This window comes from Micromonospora sp. CA-269861 (assembly GCF_050948505.1).
GTDB lineage: Bacteria > Actinomycetota > Actinomycetes > Mycobacteriales > Micromonosporaceae > Micromonospora.
The window spans coordinates 3,197,298-3,220,155 of the sequence record NZ_CP192014.1; the positions used below are offsets into that span (position 1 = coordinate 3,197,298).

Consider the following 22,858-nt stretch of genomic DNA (forward strand, 5'->3'; position numbering starts at 1 on the left):
TCGCTCACAGCACATTCGGGCGTGCGTCTCCATCGCGGCACCACTACGGAGAAGACGCCGGACTGACCGCACACGTCGGCCGGTGTTCAGGACCAGGATCGGTCCTGCACACCGGCCGACATCGTGTCGCGACGAACGGATCGATCAGGAGTACGGAAGCCGCAGCACCGACTGGTTGCCGACGCCCACCGTGCTCGGGTTGTTGCCGATCGCCGACCACACCTCCACCCGGACCGTGCCGTTGCTCAGCGCGCCCAACGTCCCGGTGGCCGAGGACAGGCCGGCGCTCTGGGTGTAGTGCTCGTAGCCGGAGACCGGGTCGGTGGCGAAGTAACGCGACGTCTCCACCCGTTCCCAACTGCCGTTGCCGGTGAGGTCGTAGGAGATCCGCACCTGCACGCCGTTGCCGACCGCCGACCCGGCGTCCACGAACAGGTCGAACGCGGTCTGCCCACCGGAGTAGGCGAGGTTGAGGCCGGTCGCCGTGAAGACCTGGGCGTTGGTGGGCGTACCGTCGTGGTTTCCGTTCGCCGCCGCGACCGTCGTCGTGGCCGCGCTACCGGCGGCGCCCAACGCGCCCCCGGGCAGCAGGTACCGCGTCGGGCTGCCGGAGGACGGCGGCGGGTCGGTCGTCGGCGGGGGATCCGTCGGCGTCGTCGGGGGGACGCCGCCGGCCGCGTTGCCACCGCTCCAGGTGTACGCCCCGGTGGTGGCCGTCTTGCCGGCCCCCACGGTGAGGGTGGTGCCGTTGGAGAACGTCACGGTGATCGGCGAGGCCGTCGGGTTCGACGCCACGTAGGTGCGGGCCCCGTTGCGGGAGAAGACCGCGGACAGCGGATGGTTGCCGGTCACCGTCGTGTCGACTGTGCCGAGGGCGGCGAGGTTGCGGATCCAGTGGAACGTGTGCGCCCGGCTCTCGCCCTCCTCAGGGGTGTAGCCGGGGTTCGCGCGCAGGTTCGCCAGCGCCGAGTCGGCGTCCCCGAGGGCCTGGAACTGCCAGAGGATGTCCTGCCACACCGTCGGTGGCCCGCCGTTGTTGCGGACGAGTTCGGCGTAGTTGGTCCGCACGTACGCCGGGTTGTTGCCCAGGTAGAGGTGTCCACCGGTGACCGGCAGCAGGTTGATGCCCTGGATCATCTCCGGCTCGCCGCTGAACCAGGTGGCGTACGCGCCGCCGTCACCCCAGACCATGCCGACCGTCGAGTGCCCGAACGCGCTCGGGAAGTTCTGGTCGCTGGCGTCGAACCAGTACTCCTGGATCGCCGCGGCCTGGGTGGTGTACAGGAAGACGCCCGCGTCGCGGACGGCGGTGTTGCCGGTCGTCTGCCCCCACTGGATCAGGGCGCTCGCGAAGTTCATCCCCTCCGACGAGGACTCCTGGTTGTTGCCGGAGCCGAAGGAACCGTGCCCGGAGGCCCAGTCGTGACCGGCGTAGATGTCGAAGTCCCGCAGGTACGGGAACTGGGTGTCGCCGCGCCGGTAGTTGTTGGCGTCCCGGATCAGCAGGTCGACCATGCCGCCGTAGCGGCTGGTGGACGCCCAGGTCGGGTCGAACTTCGCCAGGGTCGCGGCGGCGGCGATGTAGTAGCCGTAGTGGAAGTGGTGGTCGTTGAGCTCCTGGTCGGACCCGTACGACGCGGGGTAGCCGATCAGGGTGCCCCAGTTGTTGTCGTAGTAGAAGACCCGGCTGGTCTTGCCGCTGGACGCGGTGAACCAGTCGGTGAGCGTGCTACGGATGGCGTTCAGCGCGCTGTCGCGCGTCGTGGTGTCGTTGACCTGGTCGGCGATCTCGGCGATCCGCGCGGCCCGGCCCAGCCCCTTGCCGGTCCAGTAGGTGTCGTTGCCGCGCTGGTCCATCGGGTTGGCGCGGGTGGCGACCAGGTGCCCGGCGAGCGTCGCCAGGTCACCACCGCTGCCGTCACCGACGGCCGGCAACTCCGGCAGGATGCCCTGGAACTTCATGGCGGTGCGGAACTGGTTGACGCCGGTGAGCACCTTCATCCGGCCGCGCGCCGACGGGTAGGTCGGAGTGATCGCGGTGGAGCCGCTCAGCGACTTCCACTGGTGCGGGTAGAGGCTGACCACCGTCTGCGTGGCGGTGCCCTCCCGGGCGGTCGTGGTGAACGCGTACGTGGTGGTCAGGCCGCTGGTCGCGGGGTTGTAGGCGTACGACACCTGGGTGCCGGTGACGTGGGCGTGCGCGTACTGACCGTAGGTCGCGGCCAGGCTGGCGCGCTCGGTCGTGCTCGACGTCGGCGGCAGCAGGGCGACCGAGAAGTAGCCGCGGCCGGCCAGGGTGGACGAGATCCGGCCGGACGCCACGCTCCAGCTCGCGCCGCTGGGAGCGAACCCGACGTAGTCGTGACCGTTGACCCGGAAGCCGATGGTGGCGCCACTGTTGGACCAGACGTCGGGAGTGCCGGCGGTGCTGATCTGCGCGTTCCCGCCGGTGGTCTGGAAGTAGGCGAAGGGCAGACCGTGGCCGATGGTCGCGCGCATGGTGCGCGTGCCGTCGCTCCAGTGCGGGCTGACCGTCCAGTCGGACCAGCCGTCGACCTTGACCACTGGTGCGCCGAGCCCGGCCACACCGACCCGGATGTCCTGCACGTACGGGTAGTGGAACTCGCCGACACCCGTCGCGGTGCCACTGATGGCGGGCGTGGAGTTGGCGGAGAAGCCGAGCCCGTCGCTGAAGGTGTCGTACGAGATCGGGTGGGCGTGCAGCGGCTCGCTGAACGAGCAGTCGGTGCGCTTCCACAGCAGCGAGGACCACCAGTCGTTGGTGGGTATCGGTCCGGTGGGCGCGTTGGCGGTGGCGAACTGCCGGGGGTTGCTGGACATCGCGCCGCAGCCGCTGGGGAGCGGGCCGACCGGGGTGGTCGTGTAGCTGCCGGCGCCGACGGGTGCGGCTTCGGCCGCGCGGGTGACGGGGATGGCGAGGCCGCCGACGACCAGGGCCAGCGCGGTGGCGGCGGCCAGGGCCCATCGGCGGTGGGGGACGGGAGGTTTCATCGTGCCTCCATCGCGCGCCGGGGTGCGGCCCTTGCCGGGTCCAGCGCGATGCGTCTGAATTGGGGGGAAGGTCAGGTGAGAGAGCGCTCTCTCGGCCACGGTAGTGGAGTACCGAGATCCCCGTCAATGTGTCCAGCCCGTTGCGTGCTGATGTCGCTATTTGCCGGCGCCCGCACGGTCGCCCCGCACTTCGCCCGCAGGGTCGCTCAACAGATCGCCCGCACGGTCGCCCAGCAGCGCGTCCGGCACACGCATCCGCCACGCGTCGGTCACCAGCTCGGTCAGCCGGTCCAGGTCGACCGCCGCCAGGCGCAGCAGCACCAGGGGCAGGCCGTCGTAGCCGGGCGTGGTGAAGAAGATCTCGGGCTCGCCGAGCAGGAGGGCCTGCTTCTCGGCCTCGTCGCCGACGAACAGCACCGCGATGTCGAGCCGGATCACCCGCGGCTTGCCTGGTATCCGCTCCGGGTAGGACCAGACGAAGCCCTTGTCGGACACCCGGAAGTCGAAACCGTCACTGGGGATCTCCACCGTGTGCGGCAGGGCCAGCGCCACCCGGCGTACGTCGTCCGCGTCAGCCACCGAACCCCCTCGCACCGCGCACCGTCCGCATGTGCCGAGATTACGCGGTGGACAGTTCGATGGCCGTGGCGCCGACGATGGCCCGGTGGCCGTTCTCCTGGACAAAGCCGACCACGCTCGCGCTCTGCGGATCGAAGCCGAGCGGTGCCACCAGCTCCACCTGACCCTGCTCGGCGTCCAGGCCGACCGATCTGAAGGCGCGCACGACGTTGTCCTGCCGCAGCGTCCGCCCGGCGTTCTCGCCCCGGGCGATCTCGCTGTCCAGGCCCCGTTCCACGATCGCCGCGTTCAACACCGCGCGCTCCGGCGGCCCTTCGGCCCGGTAGTCCAGCACCACCCGGTCTGCGCCGAGGTTCGCAACGGAGAGTGTCAGTGGTGTGGTGACGGTCGAGGCCATGGCCGACATGATCGCGCCGGCCGCCCGTCGGCGATCGGAGCCGACGAACTCGACGGTGCCGTTGACGACCATCTGCGGGGTGTACAGACCTCTGGTGCCGAGCGCGCGGGCGTACGCCTCCTGCCGTGCGGTGTACGCGGCGTCCGCGAACTGGTCGGCCCACCCCAGGTCGTCCCAGTAGTCGACATGGAACCCGAGGGCGAAGACGTTCTGTCCGCGCTCCCGGGCGTCGCGTTCGATCTCGCTCAGCAGCTCCTCAGCGGGAGGGCAGCTGTTGCAGCCCTGGGACGTGAACATCTCGACGACGGCGAAGCCGCCGTCCGTCGATGGATTCGTCATGGTGGCGTGTCTCCTCCCACGGTGTGCCCGGCAGCGTCGCGTTCCCCGGATGCCCGGCGGCGTGGCGTTTCCCGTTTCGGCCGAGACAATGCGCGTGGGACCGCGTCGCCTGCCGGCCTCGCGGCGAGTGCGGTCGGATCGGGTGGTTGGATGGTCAGGTGCAGTTCACCGTGACAGACGCGCCGGCGCGGGAGCGTTTCGAGGCGCGCGACGAGGCGGGCGCGGTCGCCGGGTTCGTCACCTACCAGCTGACCGGCTCGATCATCGCCTACACCCACACCGAGGTCGATCCGGCGTACGAGGGCAAAGGCGTCGGGTCGACGCTGGCGCGGGCCGTGCTGGACGACGCGCGGAGCAAGGGCCGGACCGTCGTGCCGATCTGCCCGTTCCTCGCCGACTGGGTGGTCAAGCACCCGGAGTACGAGGGCATCGTGGTCCGGTCCACCCGCAAGATCAAATAAACGCCCTGTGTGGCGGTGTTCCGGCCGGGGGCTGCCAGGGGTCTGGTCGGGCGGTCTCAGGCGTCCGGTCCAGCGCTGTCAGGCGTCCGGTAGGAGCTTGGCGGCGAGGGTGCGGGCCGTCGCGGTCAGGGTGTCGATGTCCAGCCCGGTCCGCCCCATGAACACCAGCCCCTGCTGTGCGGCGAGCAGTGCGCGTGCCGTCTCGACCGGGTCGGCGTCGCGCGGCAGGTCACCCTCGTCCTGGGCCCGCCCGACGCTCTCGGCGACCAGAGCTGTGGTCGCCTCGTAGGTGCGCCGCGCCTCGGCGAGAACGTCGGGGTCGGCGGTGGCGAGCTCGTACGTGCTGTTGGCCATCAGGCAACCGCGCCGGGCGGCGGCTCCACCCGGGTCGTTCACCGGCGCCAGGACGAACGCGCGCAGCGCGTCCAGGGCGCGGGGAGCGGACGCGAGCATCTCCCGCAGGTAGCCACCACTGGTGTCGGTGTATTCCCGCAGCGCCCGCAGGAACAGTCGGTGTTTGTCGCCGAAGGCGCCGTAGAGGCTGCCCTTGCCCAGCCCGCTGACGCGCACCAGGTCCTCCAGTGAGGTCGCCGCGTAGCCGGCGTCCCAGAACTGGTCCCGAACGGCGCGGATCACCTGTTCCTCGTCGAACTGCCGTGGCCTGGCCATGTGACCAGCGTAGCAATTATTGACCGTACGGTCCACCAAACGTATGGTCGCCTCGTAGATCGCCGTCGCCGTGCTTGACTCCAACGGCGGATACACCGCCTGAGCCCACCCTCCGCAATCCCCGTCGGGAGACACCAACGATGACAGCCTCCACCTTCCGTGCCCTGCACCACGACCGCGCCGCCGGCGACCCGCTCGTCCTGCCGGGTCCCTGGGACGCGGCAAGCGCCCGGGTACTGGCCGACGCCGGCTACCCGGCGCTCGCGACCCCGAGCGCGGGTGTCGCCGCCTCGCTCGGCTACGAGGACGGCGCGACCCCACCGGACGAGATGTTCGCGGCGGTCGCGCGCATCGTCCGCGCCGTGTCCGTCCCCGTGTCCGCCGACGTCGAGGGCGGCTACGGCCTGGCCCCTCGCGAGTTGGTCGGGCGACTGTTGGAGGCCGGCGCTGTGGGCTGCAACCTGGAAGACTCGGAGGGGCACGCCACCCTGAAGGACCCCCATCGGCACGCGGACTGGCTGGCCGAGGTTCGCGCGGAGGCGGGCGACGCTCTCTTCATCAACGCGCGCGTCGACACCTTCCTGATCGGGACGGGTGACCCGGCCGAAGCGGTCGAACGCGCCCGCCTCTACGTGGCGGCCGGCGCCGACTGCGTCTACCCGATCCTGGCGCCGTCGCAGGTGCTCCCGCAGCTTCGGGAGGGCATCTCCGGGCCGATCAACATGGCCGCCGGACCGGACCGCGATTCCGTGGCCGAGCTGGGCCGGCAGGGCGCCACACGCATCACCTTCGGCCCAGGAATGCAGCGGTACGCGATGGCGTCGATCGGCGACCTCGCGGCCGAGCTGCGCGCCTGAGGCCGACCCTCCGGCCGCCCCGCCGGAGCCGCCCCGCCGGTCAGGCGCCGCCTTGCCGCCCGCAAGATCGCGCAACATCGTGGATGTAGTGGTATCCGCCGCGCCCGACACCACTGCATCCAGGATCGAGCACGATCTTGGGGCGGGGCATGCGCGGTTTCCTGGACGCCGAGTCGATCAGCGGTGCGGTGGGCGTCGGAGGCTTCCTCGGCAGTACGGCCGAACCCCCGGCGCGCCTTCGCGATGACGGCTGCCGGGGGCTCGAAAGCAGGCCGTCAGGCCTGGTTGCCGTTCGGCAGTACCGCGGCCATCTCGTCGCCGGCGCCGGCAAGCACGCGTGCCTGCTGCGGCCAACTGGCCAGCCCAGGTGCGGCGCGCAGGCCGGCAGCCCGGATGAGGTCGCGCAGTGCCGGCTCGTCCAACTCGCCGAGTTGGCCGTACGTGCGCACACCGGCGTCCTGCAACGCGGCCGCCATCTTCGGCCCGATCCCCTGAATCCGGCGGAAGTCGTCGGCCGGACCCGTCGGATCGGCGTCGACGCTGCTGATCGCCGTGTCGGCGGCCGAACGGACCGGAGGCGTCGCGGCAGCGGTCGGCCGAACCGGAGGCGTGGCCACCGCCGACCGCTCGGTCTCCTCGGCGGCAGCCGCAGAGTCGGCGTGGACCGGCTCGGCAGCCGCAGAGTCGGCGTGGACCGGCTCGGCGCTCACGGAGTCGGCGTGCACCGGTTCGGCAGCCGACAGGTCGGCGGTGGCCGGCGACTCGGCGGGCGTCGGGTCGACCGCCGTGGCCTTGGTCTCCGCACCGTCGGCAGGGCCGACGGAGACCGGCGCATCGTCGGCCGGGGTGGCCGTGGCCGGCGCATCGTCGATCGACGTGGTGTCGGCCGGCGTCGCGTTGACCGGTGCGATGTCGACGGGCGGGAGGTCGTCCGCGGGCTGGCGGGGAGCGACCACGGCCGCCGGGGCGGGCTGCTCGTCGTCCGTGATCGGCTCAGCGGCCGAGCCCACGGTCGGCTCCGGCCGCAGCTCAGCAGCGTCGGACTGCTCGCTGGCCGGTACGGGCGGCGGGTCCTCGGTCAGTGCCATGTCCGCCGGGTCGACGCCGCTGGGGGCGTCCGCCGGCACGGGCGCCGGGGTGGGGCCGTCCGGTTCGGTCAGCGCGGCTGGCGCGCTGACCGTGTCGACCGGTACCGGCTCGTCGGCGACCGCGGTGGGTGCCGGGTCGACGGCGGCCACAGGCCGGGCCTCGTCGGTGGTGGCGGCCGGCGTGGGCGTGGAGATCACGGCCAGGCCGGCGACGGGGTCACCATCCACTATCGACTTACCCTGCACGCCCCGCCGGCCGCGCAGCAGCCACCCGGCGGCCAGGCCCAGCAACAGTGCCAGTACCACTATCAGCGAGTGTCCGAAAGACCACGCCACGGCGAACCTCCCTATCACCTCGTTGGAAAAGTCACGAGAAAAACTCGCCGCAGCTTCGCACACGCGTATTGCCGACGACAGACAGGATCGGTCGACAGCGTTGCGGGCGGGCCAGCCACCTCAGCCGGTGCCTGCCGGGTGACACAGCGTTGCCCATCACGCCGAAATCGGACCAGATTAGACCGGACGCGACGAAACCCGGGCCCGGCGATGACGCCGAGCCCGGGTCGGGCGATGCGAAGTTCAGTCCCGGTCGCCCTCGTAGGTGTGGAAGTCGTCGACGAACCGACGACGGAGCCGTGGTACCCGGCTGGTCACTCCGAAGTAGCCGCGTGCGCCGAGCAGCGCGAGTCGACCCACCACCGGCCGGTACATCCGGTCGTCGCCGTTGGTGCCGCTGCGGTTCAACGATTCGGCGACCCGCGCGAAGCCGTAAGGCGCCATCACGGCCTCGTAGTCGGCGACCGCCTGGAGCAGCGTCTTGTCGCCGGCGGTGGCGCGGCGGAGCTGCTCGCAGAGCAGGCGGGCGTCACGCAGCGCGGTGTTGGCGCCCACACCGCGACCCGGGGTCATGGTGTGGATGGCGTCGCCGAGCATGGTGACGGTGCTGCTCTTCCAGGGCGGCACCGGCTCGGACGTGGACACTTTGATCGGCAGGGCGCTGGCCGGGTCCGCGTGGGCGAGCAGTTCCCGTAGGTGCGGGTGCCAGTTCGAGGTGAGGTTCAGGGCGACCTGCACCAGATCCTCGCCGCGGCGTTCCATCACGTCGACCGGGAACCGGTTGGCCGCACTCCAGATGATCAGGTTGATGTTGTCGGTGGTGGTGTCCTGGGCCAGGCCGGGCCAGTCTCGGAGCAGGGCGGCGTCGGGCTGGCTGACGCCGGGCTTGATCGCCCTTCCGGCGTCCCACTTGAACTCCATGACGTGCAGGACGCCCATCATCCCGCCGACGCCGAAGATCAGCGAGATGCCCTGCTGGACCCGTTCCGGAATGAGACCGCGGGTGTGCGGGGTCAGCGGGATCCGGGTGGCGATGTTGATCGTTCCGGCGTCACGGGTGACGGCGTGCGGCAGGTACTGGCGGCGTACGGCGGAATGGGTGCCGTCGGCCGCCACCAGCAGGTCGCCGTCGGCGGTGGTGCCGTCGGCGAAGTGGGCCGTGACCGTGCCGTCGTCGCGCTGCTCGTACCGGGTGAAGGTCTTGTCGAAGTGCACCACCTCCTCCAGGCCGGTCAGCAGCACCTGGCGCAGCACCATCCGGGCCACCGAGTGTTCGGTGCGTACCGGGTCGGCGCTCGGTCGCAGCGCGAACGACGCGGTCTGGCGGAGCCCCTGGGTGACGACGTTGAAGTAGTGCGGCGGCCGGGCGCAGGTGGCCAGGAAGGTGGCGAACAACTCCGGGGGCAGGCACTCCCGCAGCGCCCGGCTACCGGTGGGGCCGATGCCGACCCGGTAGCCGAGCAGCCCCTCGGTGCGGTCGCGGTGCCGTTCGTAGACCGCGACGCTGATCCCGGCGCGGCGCAGGCCGTGCGCCAGGCACAACCCGCCCGTGCCCGCGCCGATGATCAGGACGTGCGGTGGCGCGGCAGACATGTCAGCCGGCCGGGTGCGCGGCGGGTGCCTCGGTGCTGGCCGGGCGCGGTGCGGGCGCATCGGTGCCGGCCGGGCGGGCTGTGGGCGCGGCAGTGCTGGACGGGCGCGCCGCAGGCGCGTCGGTGGCGTCCCACCGGTAGAAGCAGCCGGCGATCGCGTCCCGGGGGGAGCGCCAGGTCGGCAGGTACGGCGACGTGTGCGCGGAGAGCCGCTCGTTGACCTGTTGGAAGAGCGGGTGGTTGCGGGCCGCCGCGAGCGCGTCCGGGTCGACGTCGTCCGAGGTCTCCAGCAGGTGTACGCACAGGTCGTGCAGGCAGTACAGGGATCGGTGCGTGACGCCGGTCAGACCGGGGAGTTCGGTGGCGTCGGATTCGGCGAAGATCTGCGCGACCCGCCCCTCCGCTCCCGGGATGATCCGGCTGACGATCAGTAGACGACTCATGGGGCCCCTTCCGCCGGTGGCCTGCCCGACCCGCGGGGATCGGTGCCACGTGCTCTGTGCGCCCACCGTGCCGCAGCGCCTGTCACGTCACCGTCACGTACACGGGCCGGTCGGTGACGGGCGGCACCGTCACGTACGCCGGCCGGCCGGTGACGGGCGGCCGGTGATGGCGTCGCGGCTGGCCTGGCGGATCGGGGCGAGCGTGTCGTCGAGTAGGGCGCTCATCGCAGGGCTCGGCTCCAGCCGCAGCTCGCGCCGCAGAAGGTCCCGGTAGACGTAGAAGGCGTGTACGGCTTCGAAGGCGTTGCCCTCGGCCAGGTGGATGCGGACCACCAGCCGGTGTGGTGTCTCCCGTAACGGCTCGGCGGACATCGCCTCCAACGCGGCCTCGAGCGCCTCGCCGTGCCGCCCCGCGGCCAGGTGATGCCCGGCCACCTGTTCCAGCATGTGCAGGCGGAGTTGGCGCAGGCGCTCCCGGTCCAGCAGCACCCAGTCGTCGTACCAGCCGGGGAGGAGGTCGTGCCGCCCGGCGGCGAGCGCGCCGGCCGCGGTGCGGGGGTCGTCGCCGTCGCGGACCCGGGCCGCGGTGCCGACCAGGTCATCCACGTCGAGCCGGACCGCCGGGCCGAGGCGGACGGTGTCGCTGGCCACTGTCATCGGGCAGCACGGGTCCTGCCGGAGCCGCCACAGGGCGGTGCGCAGGGAGGACAGCGCGCGTTCCTCGGACGCGTCGGGCCAGAGCAGCCCGGCGAGCTGGCTGCGGGTGGCGCCGGGGCGCAACCCGATCAGCGCGATCACCCGTTGCAGCCCGCGCGGCACCACGACCGGCACTGCATCGCGGAGGAGTCGGAAGCCTCCGAGCAGGTGGAGTGAGACGCCCTCCTCGGGCGGGTCCCCGGCGGTCGGCACGGACGGATCAGCGGCCACGGCGGCACCCCCTGCGGAACGCTCGTCCCGACATCTGCTGTGTCCCGGATCGGTTGCCCGCGACGCCACTGTCGACCCCGCCGATGGCGGCGTGGCCGGGCGCGGCCCCGCCCGCCGAGGCCGCCGGGCTGACCAAGCTGAAGATTATCAATAACGGTCACATTGAGTCAATGTCAGCATGGGCGTTCTATTAGTGACAGTCAACCCGAGATCGGTTCTGAACTGGGTAAACATTCCCACGTGGAGCACACCGGACGCATAGCTGATACACAGGTTGCGTCAACGCAGCGTCACCACCATGCGTCGCTGGCCGGCCCGGCGCGGTGACGCCGCCGTGACGAGGATCGGCGCATCGTGTCCGCAGTCGTCCAGCGCGTCCGGGGGCCACCCGTCGCCGGCCGGACGCTGTGGGGGGAGGCCCAGTATGGACCGATCGCTGATCGTCGCGAAGGTGGATCCGACCGCCGAGGAGCGGGTCGCCGAGATCTTCGCCGAGTCGGACGCGACGGAGCTGCCGCGCCTGGTCGGTGTCCGGCACCGCTCGCTGTACCGACTGCACGACCTCTATGTGCACCTGCTTGAGACCGCGCAGCCGGCGGAGGGCGCGGTGGAGGCCGCTCGCGACCACCCCGAGTTCATCCGGGTCAGTGACCGCCTGCGTCCGTACGTGTCGCCGTACCTGTCGACCTGGCGCTCGCCGCGCGACGCCATGGCGCGGTGCTTCTACCGGTTCGACGCCCCGGACACCGGGCGGCGGTCGTGACGGCCACCGCGCCGCGCGAGGAGCTCTGGTCCCGCTGCGCCGGCTGCGCCAGCCTGCTCTACCGCAAACGGCTGCGCCGCAACCTCGATGTCTGCCCGGAGTGCGGGGAGCACGCCCGACTCGGGGCGCCGGAGCGCCTGCGCCAACTGGTCGACCCGGGTTCGCTGCACCTGCTACCCGACCGGCTGCCGGAGGCGGATCCGCTCGACTTCGTCGACGTGCTGCCGTACCCGCACCGGCTCACCGGCGCGCGGGCCAGCACCGGCCTGGCCGAAGGGGTCCTCTGCGCCACGGCCACCATCGGTGGGCACCCTCTGGTCCTGGCGGTGATGGACTTCCGCTTCCTCGGCGGAAGTCTGGGCTGCGCGGTGGGCGAGCTGATCACCCGGGCGGCCGAACGGGCGCTCGACGACCGCACCCCGCTCGTCCTGATCACCGCCTCCGGCGGGGCGCGGATGCAGGAGGGCGCGCTGTCGTTGATGCAGATGGCGACCGTCAGCCAGGCCATCGCCGCGCTGCGCGAGGCGGGGCTGCTCACCGTGAGCGTCCTCACCGACCCGACCTACGGCGGGGTGGCCGCCTCGTTCGCCACCAACACCGATCTGGTGCTCGCCGAGAGCGGCGCGCGGATGGGCTTCGCCGGCCCTCGGGTGATCCGCCAGATCACCGGGCGGGCCCTGCCGGAGGGCTTCCAGACCGCCGACTTCCTGCTCCGACACGGGCAGGTCGACATGGTGGTGCAGCGCCGGTCACTGCGTGGACGGCTGATGGCGCTGCTCGCAGCGACCCGCGCCGGCCGTTCGGCGCGTCCCTCCGTACCCCGGCAGGAGCCGGCACCGCGCCGCGAGCGCCTCGCCGACGACCGCGCGACCCTGGCGGGTCCGGTGGTCGCCGCGGCCGCGGGCGACACCCCGGCGGTACGCGACGCGTGGGACACGGTGCGGATGGCTCGGCACCCCGGGCGACCGACCGCACTGGACTATCTGGACTCGGTCTTCGACGGGTTCGTGGAGCTGCACGGCGACCGCCTCGGCGCGGACTGCCCGGCCATCGTGGGTGGGGTGGCGCGGCTGGCCGGCCGGCACGTGATGGTCATCGGCCACCAGAAGGGGCACACCACCGCCGAGTTGGTCGCCCGCAACTTCGGCATGGCCAGCCCGGCCGGGCACCGCAAGGCGCTACGGCTGATGCGCCTCGCGGCCCGACTCGGCCTGCCCGTGGTCACCCTCGTGGACACCCCCGGGGCCGACCCAGGGGTGAGCGCCGAGGAGCACGGCCAGGCGGCGGCCATCGCCGAGAACATCCTCGCCCTCACCGTGCTGCCCACTCCCGTGCTCGCGGTGATCACCGGAGAGGGCGGCAGTGGCGGCGCACTGGCGCTCGCGGTGGCCGACCGGGTGCTGATGCTGGAGAACGCCGTCTACTCGGTGATCAGCCCCGAGGGGTGTGCGGCGATCCTCTGGCCGGACCGGTCCGCGGCGCCGCAGGCCGCCCGCGCGTTGCGGCTGACCGCGCCCGACCTGTGCCGGCTCGGAGTGGTCGACGAGGTCGTGTCGGAGCCGTCGAACGCCGCGCACGACGACCCGGCGGAGACGGCCCACCGGTTGCGCGCCGCCCTGCTGGCCAACCTCGTGCCGCTGCTGGACGTGCCGCCCGCCATGCTGGTCCGCCTGCGCCGGCAACGCTTCCGCCGGTTCGGGGCTAACCGCGCCGACGCTCGGGTGGGCCGGCGATGACCGGCGGCGACGGGGCGGTGTCGACAGTCGAGACGTCCGACGGCGTCGGGGTGGGTGGTGAGGCTGCCGACGACGTCGGGGTGGGCGGTGAGGAGGCGCTGGCCGGGCTGCGCCGGCAGGCGCAGCACCTGATCGCCGAGTTGGCCGGGCCGGTGCGCCGGATCCGGCTGCGCAGCGGGCCGGCGGTGCTGGAGGTCGAGTGGCACCCCGAGGACGTGACCCGACCGGACGTACCTGCCGTACCCGTCGTACCGGCCCAGACGCCGCCGCCCGGTGCCCCGCCTGCGGTGATCCGGCCACCGGTGCCCGGGCGCCCCGCGGTGCGGGCACCGATCGTCGGCACCTTCTACCGGGCGCCGGAGCCCGGCGCGCGGCCGTTCGTCGCGGTGGGCGACCTGGTCCGTCCCGGCCAGCCGGTCGCCATCGTCGAGGCGATGAAGCTGATGAACGAGGTGACCGCCGACCGGGCCGGGCGGGTGGCCGCCATCCTCGTCGAGGACGGCCAGCCGGTCGAGTACGACCAGCCGCTCGTCGAGCTGGACCCGGCGTGACGGCGCGGGGTGGTTGACCATGTTCGAGACCGTGCTGATCGCCAACCGGGGCGAGATCGCGCTACGGGTGCTGCGCGCCTGCAAGGAGCTCGGGGTGCGGACGGCGGTGGTCTACTCCGCCGCCGACGCCGACTCGGCGGTGGTCCGCCTCGCCGACCAGGCCGTCCGGATCGGGCCGGCTTCGAGTCGGCGCAGCTACCTCAACGCCGCCGCCATCGTGGAGGCGGCCCGGCAGGTGGGCGCGCAGGCAGTGCACCCCGGCTACGGCTTCCTCTCCGAGGACGCCGACTTCGCCGAGATCTGTGCCGACAACGGGCTGACGTTCATCGGTCCGCCGCCGGCGGTGATGGCCGCGCTGGCCGACAAGTCGTCGGCGCGGGCACTGATGAGCCGCGCCGGCCTGCCGCTGTCACCGGGCAGTGTCGCGCCGGTGCCGACCGCCGCCGCGGCGGCCGAGGTGGCCGAGGCCGTCGGCTACCCGGTGATCGTGAAGGCCGCCGCCGGGGGCGGGGGCCGGGGGATGACGGTGGTGCACACCCCGGGCGAGCTGCGCCGGGCGTACGCCCGCACCCGCGCCGCCGCGCAGGCCGCCTTCGGCGACGACCGGGTGTACGTCGAGCGGTACCTCACCGAGGCGCGGCACGTCGAGGTGCAGGTGCTCTGCGACGCGCACGGGAACGGGGTGCACCTGGGCACCCGGGACTGCTCGGTGCAACGTCGGCACCAGAAACTTGTCGAGGAGGCGCCCGCCCCGGCGCTGCCCGCCGCCGTTCTCGACACCATCGCCGAGACCGCCCTGCGGGGTGCGCTCCAGGTCGGCTTCGTCGGTGCCGGCACGCTGGAGTTCCTTGTCGACGCCGAGGAGAAGTTCCACTTCCTGGAGATCAACTGCCGGATCCAGGTGGAGCATCCGGTCACCGAGATGGTCACCGGGATCGACCTGGTGCACGAGCAACTGCACATCGCCGCCGGGGTGCCGCTGCGCTGGCGGCAGGAGGAGATCCGTCTGCACGGCGTCGCTGTGGAGTGCCGGGTCAACAGCGAGGACCCCGAGCGCGGCTTCGCCCCCACCCCCGGTCGGTTGGAGCGCTTCACCCCACCCGGCGGCCCGTTCACCCGGGTGGACACCCACGCCAGCGCCGGCTATCTGATCGGCCCCTGGTACGACTCCCTGCTGGCCAAGGTGATCGTGTGGGCGCCCGACCGGGAGTTGGCCCTCAACCGGCTGGAACGTGCCCTGGACGAGTTCGACGTCGCCGGTCCGGGCGTGCACACCACCATCCCGTTCGTCCGGCGGGTGCTCGACGACGCCGCTTTCCGTAAGGGCCGCTACACCACCGGCCTGGTCGACCGTCTGCTCGCCGCGCCCGCCCGGGGGCCGGCTGCCACTCCCGCACCGCGCACCGCGCCCGCCGCAGATTCCGACGCAACCCACAGGAGGACCCGATGACCGTCACCCATGGTCGCCCGATGACCGCCGAGATCACCGACATCCTGGTGGCGCACTGCGGGCTGGACGCCGACGCCGCGGCCCGGGCGCCCGCCGCGTCGCTCGAGGAGTTGGGCATGGACTCACTCGCCCTGCTGGAGCTCTCCGCGGTCGTCGCCGACCGCTGGCAGGTGAGCATCCCCGAACAGGCCGGGCAGTTGAGCATCCCGGCGGTGGCCGACCTCGTCGCCCGCCGTGTGGACCCGCCCGGGCACACCGAGAACAGCGTGGTCATCGACGCGCCGCTGGGGCTGGTCTGGGAGGTCACCAACGACGTGGCGAACTGGACCGAGCTGTTCACCGAGTACGCGGTGGTGGAGATCCTGCACCGCGAGGGGCAGACGGTGCGGTTCCGGCTCACCATGTACCCGGACGAGAACGGGGTGTCCTGGAGCTGGGTCAGTGAGCGCACCGCCGACCCGGTGAGCGGGCAGGTGCGGGCATACCGGGTGGAGACCGGGCCGTTCGAGTACATGCGCATCCACTGGCGCTACACCGAGGAGGCCGGCGCCACCCGGATGACCTGGACGCAGGACTTCGCGATGAAACCGACCGCGCCCGTCGACAACGCCGCGATGACCGAGCGGATCAACACCAACAGCGTGATCCAACTCGCGGTGATCAAGGACCGGCTGGAACGCATCGCCTGGCAGCGTGCCGACCAGGGCAACCCGACCGCTGGCGTGGCGACGGAGGCCGACGATGAGTGACCTGAGCACCCGCCCGATCGCCGCCCGGGACGTACCCGCCGACCGCCGTCGCGGCGGTGAGCTGCGGGTGCTGCTCGGCCCCCGCACCGTCGGCAGCACCTCGGGCTTCCTCGGGGTGGCCACGCTCGAACCGGGGGAGCGGATCGCCGAGCACTACCACCCGTACAGCGAGGAGTTCCTGTACCTGGTGCGGGGCGCGATCACCGTCGACCTGGACGACCAGCCGACGCTGCTGGCAGCCGGCGAGGGGCTGTTCGTACCGGTGAACGTACGACACCGACTGCGCAACACCGGTGTCGAAGCGGCCGAGGTGGTCTTCCACCTGGGCCCGCTCGCCCCCCGACCCGAACTCGGGCACGTCGACACCGAGTTGGTCGAACAGCGGGGCACATCGTGAGCGCGAGGAGTGCGCCGGGTCTGCGAGCCCCGCAGTCGCGAACGGAGGTGGCGCGATGACCGGGCGCCGCACGGTGGTGACCGGGATCGGGGTGGTCGCGCCGGGGGGCGCCAGCCGGGACCGCTTCTGGAAGACCATCACCGAGGGGCGGACCGCCACCCGGCGGATCAGTTTCTTCGACCCGTCGGCGTTCCGGTCGCAGATCGCGGCGGAGTGCGACTTCGACCCGGTCGCGGCGGGGCTCAGCGAGGCCGAACTGCGGCGGGCCGACAGGTACGTGCAGTTCGCGCTGGCCTGCTCCACCGAGGCGGTGGCCGACGCCCAGTTGGTGCTCACCGACGCGGAACGGGACCGGGCCGGGGTGGTGCTGGGCACGGCGGTCGGCGGCACGATGGCGTTGGAGCAGGAGTACGTCACCGTGAGCGAGCACGGCAGGCGTTGGCTGGTGGACGGGGCGCGCGGTGGCCCGTACCTCTATCAGGCGCTGGTGCCCAGCAGCCTCGCGGCGGACGTGGCGTGCCGGCACGGGTTGCACGGCCCGGCGCAGGTGGTCTCCACCGGCTGCACCTCGGGCATCGACGCCATCGGGTACGCCCACCAGATGATCGTGGACGGTGAGGCGGACGTGATGCTGGCCGGCGCGTCCGACTCGCCGATCTCACCTGTCACTGTCGCCTCGTTCGACGCGATCAAGGCGACCAGCCCGGACAACGACGACCCGGCGCACGCCTCCCGCCCGTTCGACGCCGACCGGCACGGGTTCGTGCTGGCCGAGGGTGGGGCCGTGCTGGTGCTGGAGGAGGCCGGGCACGCCCGGCGGCGCGGGGCGCACATCTACTGCGAGGTGGCCGGCTACGCCAGCCGCAGCAACGGCTTCCACATGACCGGGCTCCGACCGGACGGGCTGGAGATGGGCCTCGCCGTCACCGACGCGCTCAAGCAGGGCAGGATCCTGCCCGAGCAGGTCTCCTACATCAGCGCGCACGGGTCGGGCACCCGGCAGAACGACAGGCACGAGACTGCCGCGTTCAAGCGGGCGTTGGGTCAGGCCGCGTACCGGGTGCCGATCAGCTCGATCAAGTCGATGGTCGGGCACTCGCTCGGCGCGATCGGGTCGATCGAGATGGCCGCGTGCGCCCTGGCCATCGAGTTCGGTGTGGTGCCGCCGACGGCGAACTGGAGTACCCGGGACCCGGAGTGCGACCTGGACTACGTACCCAACGAGGCGCGGGAGGTCCCGGTGGACGTCGCCCTCTCGGTGGGCAGCGGGTTCGGCGGCTTCCAGTCGGCGATGGTCTTCCGTCGGATGCTGGGCGCGGTGGCAGCGTGAGTGAGCGAAGCGGAGTGCTGGCGTGAGCGCCGAGGTCGCTCGCGCCGTGGTGACCGGCATCGGGGTGGTCGCACCGAGCGGCATCGGCGCGGACGCGCACTGGCGCACCGTTCTCGCCGGTACCCGCCGGACCGGGCCGATCACGTTGTTCGACCCGTCCGGCTATCCGACCCGCTTCGGCGGGGAGGTGCCCGGGTTCACCGCCGACTCCTACGCCGACAGTCGACAACTCGTGCAGACCGACAGGTGGACGCACCTCGGCTTCGCCGCCACCCGGCTGGCGCTGGCCGACGCCGGCCTGCCCGACCGGGCCCCCGACCCGTACGGCTACGCGGTGACCCTGGCCAGCTCGTCCGGGGGGAACCTGTTCGGCCAGCGGGAGCTGCAACGCCTCTGGGGCGGCACGTCCCGGACGGTCGGGGCGTACCAGTCGATCGCCTGGTTCTACGCGGCCAGCGTCGGGCAGCTCTCCATCCACCACCAGTTCAAGGGCCCGAGCGGGGTGCTGGTCGCCGAGTCGGCCGGTGGGCTGGACAGCCTGGCGCACGCCGCCCGCGCGGTACGCCGGGGCACCCCGGTCGTGATCGCCGGGGCCACCGAGTGCCCGCTGAGCCCGTACGCGCTCGCCTGCCAGCTGCGCTCCGGGCTGCTCAGCGACGTCGCCGACCCGGAGCGGGCGTACCGGCCGTTCGACGCCTCGGCCAGCGGCTACCTGCCGGCCGAGGGGGGAGCGGTGTTCGTGGTGGAGGAGCTGGGGCACGCCCTCGCCCGGGGTGCCCACGTCTACGGCGAGGTGAGCGGGTGGGGCTCCACCCACGACGCCGCGCACACCACGGCGGAGAGCGCCGGTGACCCGGCCCAGTACGCGCGGGCCATGCGCCTGGCCATGGACCGGGCCGGCGTCGCGGCCGCCGGAATCGACGTGGTGCTGCCCGACGCGCTGGGTGTGCCCCGCTACGACCGCAGCGAGGCCGAAGCGCTGCGTGCCGTGTTCGCCGACCGGCCGCCCCCGGTGACCACGCAGAAACCGCTCACCGGCCGGGCGTACCAGGGTGGCTCGGCATTGGACGTGGCGACCGCGCTGCTCGCCTTCGCCCACGACACGCTGCCCGCGTCGGCGGGGCCGGACGAGGTGGCCGAGGGCTGCGAGCTGGACTTCCTACGGGAACACCGCCGACCGCGCAGCCGGCTCGCGCTGGTCTGCGCGCGGGGCTTCGACGGATTCAACAGCGCGCTGGTCCTGCGTGGGGCCGCGCCGATGAGGGGAGAGGCGTCATGAGCGACAGTCGGGCCCGGGTGGTCTTCCTGGTACGGGTGCCGGTGCCGCGCACCGAGCAGTTCCTCGCCGCGTACGAGGAGGTGCGGCACCTGGTCGCCGGTGGCGTGCCGGGGCACCTGGTCGACCAGGTGTGCCGCTCGTCGACCGACCCGGAGCAGTGGTTGATCACCAGTGAGTGGGCGAGCCTTGCCGACTTCGAGAACTGGGAACGCAGCCCCGAGCACCGTGAGCTGGTGCGCCCGATGCGGGAGTGCTTCACCGACGCCCGTTCGCTGCGCTTCCACATCCACGCCCAGACGCCAGCCCTGACCTGACGCGCGCCGCCCCGTCCCACTTCCCGCGATCTTGCACTTACTGTCACGACATAGGAGGCAGTCCACGCGTTTCACCGACCGAAACCGCAAGATCGGCGCGCGCGGGGGGCCAGGGCCCCCGACGTCGCCGAGGCCTAGCAGAAGGCGTGGTCGACCAGGTTGTCGAGGAGGTTCTGGCGGGTCGCGGCCAGTTCCGGGTCGCCGGTGTTGGTGAAGGTCGACGCGGTCAACCGACGCCCGTCGTCGGTGAACGCCGCCTCCACCTGGTAACCGAAGCCGGTGCCGCCGTGCCGCCAGTAGCCACCGCCGCAGGACAGCGGGACCCAGAAGATGCCCAACCCGTACCCGGAACCGGCAGGGAAATCCGTCGTCGCGACAAGCGTGCGCATCTGTGCCTGCTGCGCCGGCCGCAGCAGGCGGCCTCCGGCCAGGGCGGCCAGGAACCTGTTGAGGTCGGACGCCGTGCTGGTCATCGACCCGTCGGCGCCGCTGTCCAGCCCGCGGATCGCGATAGTCGTGTCCACCAACGGACCGCCTTGCGTGAACTGCATGTAGTTCGTGGCGTGCGGCGCAGGGAGGTCGCGCAGGAATCCGGTGCGGGTGTGCCGCAGGCCCAGCGGCCCGGTGATGCGGGCGTCCACCTCGCGCGCCCAGCTCCGCCCGGTGACCGCCCTGATCAGCATGCCGGCGAGGACGTAGTTGGTGTTCGAGTACGACCAGGTGGTGCCGCCCTGCGGGTGGCCCATGGCAATCGTCACGAGCTGCTCCGGCGTGTACGGCCTGTCCCGCTCCCGCCGGTAGGACTCGGGCGTGGCGTAGTTCCCGATCAGGTCGGACGAGTAGTCGTGCAGGCCGCTGGTGTGCTGCAGGAGCTGCCGCACCGAGATCCGCCGACCGGCCACCGCACCCGGCAGCCACCTGTCCACCTGGTCGTCCAGCGTCAGCCGCCCTTCACCGACGAGTTGCAGCACCACGACCGCGGTGAACGTCTTGGTGGTACTCCCGATCCGGAGAAACGGGTCGTGCGGGACGCCCGGGCCCGAGCGGACAACCTGTGCGCCCGTCCGGGACTCCAGGCGGGCCAGGACGCCCGTCACGCCGGTCGCCCGCAGGGCCTCGGCATCGCGTTGGAGCTCACTCGGTGTCGTGGTGGCACCCGTCGCCACCAGCAATATCGCTGCCGCTGCCACAGCAAGAGTTCGCATGGGCTCCACTATGGTCACCGTCCCGCGAGCCAGCACTCCGGCAAGCCCCCGGGTGGTGCTCCGGCTAACCCCACCGCCGCGGGTCGCCCTTCGAGGGGCTGGTGCATCCCCACGGATCGACGCCATCGGCCGTCCGGCTGAGGCCGCGCGACGGATGTACGAGGCGTCATGCCTCGGTGACGCTCTGCCGAATCACCCGCCCGATCCTCTCCGCCGAACGGGCTGTCGGCAATCCGGCTGGCCGCTGCTTTTGATCCATCCATTCGCATCTAGCAATGGCCCCGTCGGGGGTCGTATGGTTCCCCGCAGCACCCCGACAGGCGTACGTGATGGGCGGATTCGCCCTCTTTCATGCTGGGCGGTGAACGGCAGTGACGGCAGAAGATCCTACGGCGACAGACCCAGGATGGGTGGACGAAGTCCTGTTCGCCGGCCATCCGACCGACGTTTGTCTCCGCCTGCCCGAGCCTGTCGACCGTGCCGCCCTACGCCGGCTGGTCGTCGCCGCGCAGGACCGGCTCACCGCCGCCGGACTGCGCCCCGGTGGCGCTGCGGCGCTGCGGCTGCCGCCGTCCCTGGCGTACGTGGTGAACCTGCTGGCCACCTGGCGAGCCGGGGGGCAGGCGATCCTGCTCGACCACCGGCTCACCGACCACGAGGTGGACCGCGCGCTGCTCCGGTTGACCCCGCAGGTGGTGGTCGCCCCGGTGCGTACCGGTGCCGGCGCGCTGAAGATCTTCGTCGACGTCGCCGAGGGCGTCACCCCGTACGCCGACCGTCCGGCGGTCAGCGGCCACGCCGTGATCCAGCTCAGCTCCGGCTCCACCGGCCCGTCCAAGGTGATCGGCCGCACCGCAGCCGACCTGGTCGCCGAGGTGCACCGCTACACCCGGATCGACGGCGTCGCGCTGCCCGGCGAGCGGATCATCCTGCTGCCCTCGATGGTGCACGTGCTCGGCCTGGTCGGCGGCCTGCTCTACGGGCTGCACGCCGGGGTCGAGCTGGTGCCGCCGGAGCGGCTCAGCGGTGACGCCGTGCTGGCCGCGATCAGCGCCGACACCACGCCGGCCACAGTGCTGGGGGTGCCGTTCCACATCGGACTGCTCGCCTCCACCCGGCCCGCCGGGCCACTGCCGCAACTGCGGCGGATGACCACCGGGGGCGAGCTGGTGCCGGCCGCCGTCGCCCGGGCGTTCACCGACAGGTACGGGGTGCCCCTGGGCAACATGTACGGGATGACCGAGGTCGGGGTGATCGGCACCGACCTGTACGGGGCGCACCGACCGTCGATCGCCCCGGCGCCCGGCATCGAGGTCCGCGAGTCCGGCGGTGAGCTGTGGGTGTCCTGCCCGGCGTCACCGTACGTCGGCCTGAGCGACCCGACCCGCTGGTCCGACGGCTGGCTGCACACCCGCGACGCCGGGACCGTCGATCAGGACACCGGCCTGGTCACGGTGCGCGGTCGACTCGACTCGCAGGTCTCCGTCGGCGGGATGAAGGTCGACCTGACCGAGGTGGAGGCCACCGTCGCCGAGCTGACCGGGGTGGCCGCCGCCGTGGTGGTCTGGGACGACGGCATCACCGCGTACGTCCAACCCGACGGCCCGCTGTCGGAGGAGACGCTGGACAAGCTCCTCGCCGAGCGGTTGGCCGGCTACAAACGGCCACGGGCGCTGCACCTGCTCGATCAGTTGCCCCGCACCACCACCGGCAAGCTGGTCCGCTCGACCGACGCGCTGCGCTCGGCGGTCACCCAGTGACCGGGCCGCTGCACCACCTCGACGTCGACAGGCGCGCTCGCGTGCGCGGCGACCGCCAGGACGAGGCCCCCACCCAACCGTGGGTGACCGACCCGCAGGGGCTCGGCGCCGGGCACAAGCCGCAATGGCAGCCCCGGCGTCGGCATCAACCGGCGCAGCCCGCCGTCGCGCAGCCCGCGCCCGAGCGCCTTACCGACCGCCTCCTTGGCGGTCCACAGCCGCAGGAAGTCCACCGTCCGGCCAGCCTCGGGCCGATCGACCAACCAGGCCAGTTCGGCGGGCGGGAACCAGCGGCGGGCCAGGGCGAGCGCCGGCAGCGGGCGGATCCGTTCGACGTCCACCCCGACCGCGCCGGCCCGACGGGCGGCGACCACCACCAGCCCGGCGGTCCGGCTGACGCTGACCGCCAGCTCGACCGACCCGATCGTCTCGTCGACCCGCACGACCGGCCGTCCCTCGCGGTCGTGCGTCAGCACCAGCTCGGCCTCCGCGCCACCGAGCAGCAGAGCGCCAGCCCGCCGCAGCAGCACAGCGACCGGATCCGGCTGACCGCCGGTGTCCCGGCCGACCCACACGTAGGCGGTGTCCCGACCGGACACCGTCAGCTGACCCACGCAGAGAGGG

The 22,858-nt window shown here is 72.3% G+C and carries 21 protein-coding genes and 1 pseudogene; 12 read left to right on the forward strand and 10 right to left on the reverse strand.

Features of this window, described 5'->3' with window-relative positions:
* Positions 1-144: 144 nt before the first annotated feature.
* The 3 genes from ACQP0U_RS14845 to ACQP0U_RS14855 all read right to left on the reverse strand — a co-directional run bounded on the left by ACQP0U_RS14845 (position 145) and on the right by ACQP0U_RS14855 (position 4,327).
* Positions 145-3,012: a glycosyl hydrolase gene (locus tag ACQP0U_RS14845; protein ID WP_433319714.1), complete on the reverse strand. Its 2,868-nt coding sequence runs from the start codon at positions 3,010-3,012 to the stop codon at positions 145-147.
* 156 nt (positions 3,013-3,168) lie between these two features.
* Positions 3,169-3,591: an MmcQ/YjbR family DNA-binding protein gene (locus ACQP0U_RS14850; RefSeq protein ID WP_433319717.1), complete on the reverse strand. Its 423-nt coding sequence runs from the start codon at positions 3,589-3,591 to the stop codon at positions 3,169-3,171.
* Between the two features lie 40 nt (positions 3,592-3,631).
* Positions 3,632-4,327, reverse strand: a complete 696-nt coding sequence (locus tag ACQP0U_RS14855) for a DUF1223 domain-containing protein (RefSeq protein WP_433319720.1) — start codon at positions 4,325-4,327, stop codon at positions 3,632-3,634.
* Positions 4,328-4,485: 158 nt separating this feature from the next.
* On the opposite strand from ACQP0U_RS14855, the gene ACQP0U_RS14860 reads away from it, so the two are divergent.
* Entirely contained in the window at positions 4,486-4,788 is a 303-nt protein-coding gene (locus ACQP0U_RS14860) for a GNAT family N-acetyltransferase (RefSeq protein ID WP_433319723.1), read from the forward strand.
* 78 nt (positions 4,789-4,866) lie between these two features.
* Here the strand turns inward: ACQP0U_RS14860 and ACQP0U_RS14865 are convergent, their stop codons facing one another.
* Complete coding sequence (locus ACQP0U_RS14865) at positions 4,867-5,457, reverse strand: TetR/AcrR family transcriptional regulator (protein WP_433319726.1); 591 nt, start codon at positions 5,455-5,457, stop codon at positions 4,867-4,869.
* Between the two features lie 140 nt (positions 5,458-5,597).
* Between ACQP0U_RS14865 and ACQP0U_RS14870 the strand changes: the two genes are divergently transcribed.
* Positions 5,598-6,314 (forward strand): isocitrate lyase/PEP mutase family protein, encoded by a 717-nt coding sequence (locus ACQP0U_RS14870; protein ID WP_433319729.1) that lies wholly within the window; start codon positions 5,598-5,600, stop codon positions 6,312-6,314.
* 275 nt (positions 6,315-6,589) lie between these two features.
* Here ACQP0U_RS14870 and ACQP0U_RS14875 read toward each other — a convergent pair whose 3' ends face one another.
* From ACQP0U_RS14875 to ACQP0U_RS14890, 4 genes and pseudogenes are all read right to left on the reverse strand, one after another.
* A complete protein-coding gene (locus tag ACQP0U_RS14875; protein WP_433319732.1) occupies positions 6,590-7,708 on the reverse strand; it encodes a helix-hairpin-helix domain-containing protein in 1,119 nt (372 codons plus the stop codon).
* 273 nt (positions 7,709-7,981) lie between these two features.
* Positions 7,982-9,331 (reverse strand): FAD-dependent oxidoreductase, encoded by a 1,350-nt coding sequence (locus tag ACQP0U_RS14880; protein WP_433319735.1) that lies wholly within the window; start codon positions 9,329-9,331, stop codon positions 7,982-7,984.
* 109 nt (positions 9,332-9,440) lie between these two features.
* Positions 9,441-9,773 (reverse strand): annotated as a pseudogene (locus ACQP0U_RS14885) (TcmI family type II polyketide cyclase); the annotation flags it as partial.
* 129 nt (positions 9,774-9,902) lie between these two features.
* A complete protein-coding gene (locus ACQP0U_RS14890; RefSeq protein WP_433319738.1) occupies positions 9,903-10,700 on the reverse strand; it encodes an AfsR/SARP family transcriptional regulator in 798 nt (265 codons plus the stop codon).
* A 424-nt stretch (positions 10,701-11,124) separates the two neighbouring features.
* Here ACQP0U_RS14890 and ACQP0U_RS14895 point away from each other — a divergent pair, with 424 nt between their 5' ends.
* From ACQP0U_RS14895 to ACQP0U_RS14935, 9 genes are read left to right on the forward strand one after another with little or no spacing between them, the layout of a single operon-like run.
* On the forward strand, positions 11,125-11,463 hold the full coding sequence (locus tag ACQP0U_RS14895; protein WP_091408771.1) for a TcmI family type II polyketide cyclase: 339 nt from the start codon (positions 11,125-11,127) through the stop codon (positions 11,461-11,463).
* Positions 11,460-13,199 carry an acetyl-CoA carboxylase carboxyltransferase subunit alpha gene (locus tag ACQP0U_RS14900; RefSeq protein ID WP_433319742.1) on the forward strand — a complete coding sequence of 580 codons (1,740 nt, stop codon included), beginning with the start codon at positions 11,460-11,462 and terminating at the stop codon, positions 13,197-13,199. Before ACQP0U_RS14895 ends, ACQP0U_RS14900 begins: the two co-directional genes overlap by 4 nt.
* Complete coding sequence (locus tag ACQP0U_RS14905) at positions 13,196-13,750, forward strand: acetyl-CoA carboxylase biotin carboxyl carrier protein (RefSeq protein WP_433319745.1); 555 nt, start codon at positions 13,196-13,198, stop codon at positions 13,748-13,750. Before ACQP0U_RS14900 ends, ACQP0U_RS14905 begins: the two co-directional genes overlap by 4 nt.
* 19 nt (positions 13,751-13,769) lie before the next feature.
* A complete protein-coding gene (locus ACQP0U_RS14910) occupies positions 13,770-15,200 on the forward strand; it encodes an acetyl-CoA carboxylase biotin carboxylase subunit (RefSeq protein ID WP_433319748.1) in 1,431 nt (476 codons plus the stop codon).
* Complete coding sequence (locus ACQP0U_RS14915; protein ID WP_433319751.1) at positions 15,197-15,949, forward strand: SRPBCC family protein; 753 nt, start codon at positions 15,197-15,199, stop codon at positions 15,947-15,949. Before ACQP0U_RS14910 ends, ACQP0U_RS14915 begins: the two co-directional genes overlap by 4 nt.
* Positions 15,942-16,346: a cupin domain-containing protein gene (locus ACQP0U_RS14920; protein ID WP_433319754.1), complete on the forward strand. Its 405-nt coding sequence runs from the start codon at positions 15,942-15,944 to the stop codon at positions 16,344-16,346. The genes ACQP0U_RS14915 and ACQP0U_RS14920 overlap by 8 nt, the downstream gene beginning before the upstream one ends.
* A gap of 55 nt (positions 16,347-16,401) precedes the next feature.
* On the forward strand, positions 16,402-17,676 hold the full coding sequence (locus ACQP0U_RS14925) for a beta-ketoacyl-[acyl-carrier-protein] synthase family protein (protein ID WP_433319757.1): 1,275 nt from the start codon (positions 16,402-16,404) through the stop codon (positions 17,674-17,676).
* A 22-nt stretch (positions 17,677-17,698) separates the two neighbouring features.
* The gene (locus ACQP0U_RS14930) at positions 17,699-18,955 is read left to right on the forward strand and encodes a beta-ketoacyl synthase N-terminal-like domain-containing protein (RefSeq protein ID WP_433319760.1); all 1,257 of its coding nucleotides are present in this window, start codon (positions 17,699-17,701) and stop codon (positions 18,953-18,955) included.
* Positions 18,952-19,269, forward strand: a complete 318-nt coding sequence (locus tag ACQP0U_RS14935) for an antibiotic biosynthesis monooxygenase family protein (RefSeq protein ID WP_433319763.1) — start codon at positions 18,952-18,954, stop codon at positions 19,267-19,269. The genes ACQP0U_RS14930 and ACQP0U_RS14935 overlap by 4 nt, the downstream gene beginning before the upstream one ends.
* A gap of 134 nt (positions 19,270-19,403) precedes the next feature.
* Here ACQP0U_RS14935 and ACQP0U_RS14940 read toward each other — a convergent pair whose 3' ends face one another.
* Positions 19,404-20,474, reverse strand: coding sequence for a serine hydrolase domain-containing protein (locus ACQP0U_RS14940; RefSeq protein WP_433319766.1), 1,071 nt, complete (start codon positions 20,472-20,474; stop codon positions 19,404-19,406).
* A gap of 410 nt (positions 20,475-20,884) precedes the next feature.
* Between ACQP0U_RS14940 and ACQP0U_RS14945 the strand changes: the two genes are divergently transcribed.
* Positions 20,885-22,234 (forward strand): class I adenylate-forming enzyme family protein, encoded by a 1,350-nt coding sequence (locus ACQP0U_RS14945; protein WP_433319769.1) that lies wholly within the window; start codon positions 20,885-20,887, stop codon positions 22,232-22,234.
* Here ACQP0U_RS14945 and ACQP0U_RS14950 read toward each other — a convergent pair.
* Positions 22,162-22,848: a 4'-phosphopantetheinyl transferase family protein gene (locus ACQP0U_RS14950; protein WP_433319772.1), complete on the reverse strand. Its 687-nt coding sequence runs from the start codon at positions 22,846-22,848 to the stop codon at positions 22,162-22,164. The genes ACQP0U_RS14945 and ACQP0U_RS14950 overlap by 73 nt on opposite strands.
* Between the last annotated feature and the right edge of the window lie 10 nt (positions 22,849-22,858).

Coding starts and splice junctions, on each gene's coding strand:
- ACQP0U_RS14845 (WP_433319714.1), bottom strand. CDS start 3,012: ATGAAACCTCCCGTCCCCCACCGCCGATGGGCCCTGGCCGCCGCCACC.
- ACQP0U_RS14855 (WP_433319720.1), bottom strand. CDS start 4,327: ATGACGAATCCATCGACGGACGGCGGCTTCGCCGTCGTCGAGATGTTC.
- ACQP0U_RS14865 (WP_433319726.1), bottom strand. CDS start 5,457: ATGGCCAGGCCACGGCAGTTCGACGAGGAACAGGTGATCCGCGCCGTT.
- ACQP0U_RS14870 (WP_433319729.1), top strand. CDS start 5,598: ATGACAGCCTCCACCTTCCGTGCCCTGCACCACGACCGCGCCGCCGGC.
- ACQP0U_RS14880 (WP_433319735.1), bottom strand. CDS start 9,331: ATGTCTGCCGCGCCACCGCACGTCCTGATCATCGGCGCGGGCACGGGC.
- ACQP0U_RS14895 (WP_091408771.1), top strand. CDS start 11,125: ATGGACCGATCGCTGATCGTCGCGAAGGTGGATCCGACCGCCGAGGAG.
- ACQP0U_RS14905 (WP_433319745.1), top strand. CDS start 13,196: ATGACCGGCGGCGACGGGGCGGTGTCGACAGTCGAGACGTCCGACGGC.
- ACQP0U_RS14910 (WP_433319748.1), top strand. CDS start 13,770: ATGTTCGAGACCGTGCTGATCGCCAACCGGGGCGAGATCGCGCTACGG.
- ACQP0U_RS14915 (WP_433319751.1), top strand. CDS start 15,197: ATGACCGTCACCCATGGTCGCCCGATGACCGCCGAGATCACCGACATC.
- ACQP0U_RS14920 (WP_433319754.1), top strand. CDS start 15,942: ATGAGTGACCTGAGCACCCGCCCGATCGCCGCCCGGGACGTACCCGCC.
- ACQP0U_RS14925 (WP_433319757.1), top strand. CDS start 16,402: ATGACCGGGCGCCGCACGGTGGTGACCGGGATCGGGGTGGTCGCGCCG.
- ACQP0U_RS14935 (WP_433319763.1), top strand. CDS start 18,952: ATGAGCGACAGTCGGGCCCGGGTGGTCTTCCTGGTACGGGTGCCGGTG.
- ACQP0U_RS14940 (WP_433319766.1), bottom strand. CDS start 20,474: ATGCGAACTCTTGCTGTGGCAGCGGCAGCGATATTGCTGGTGGCGACG.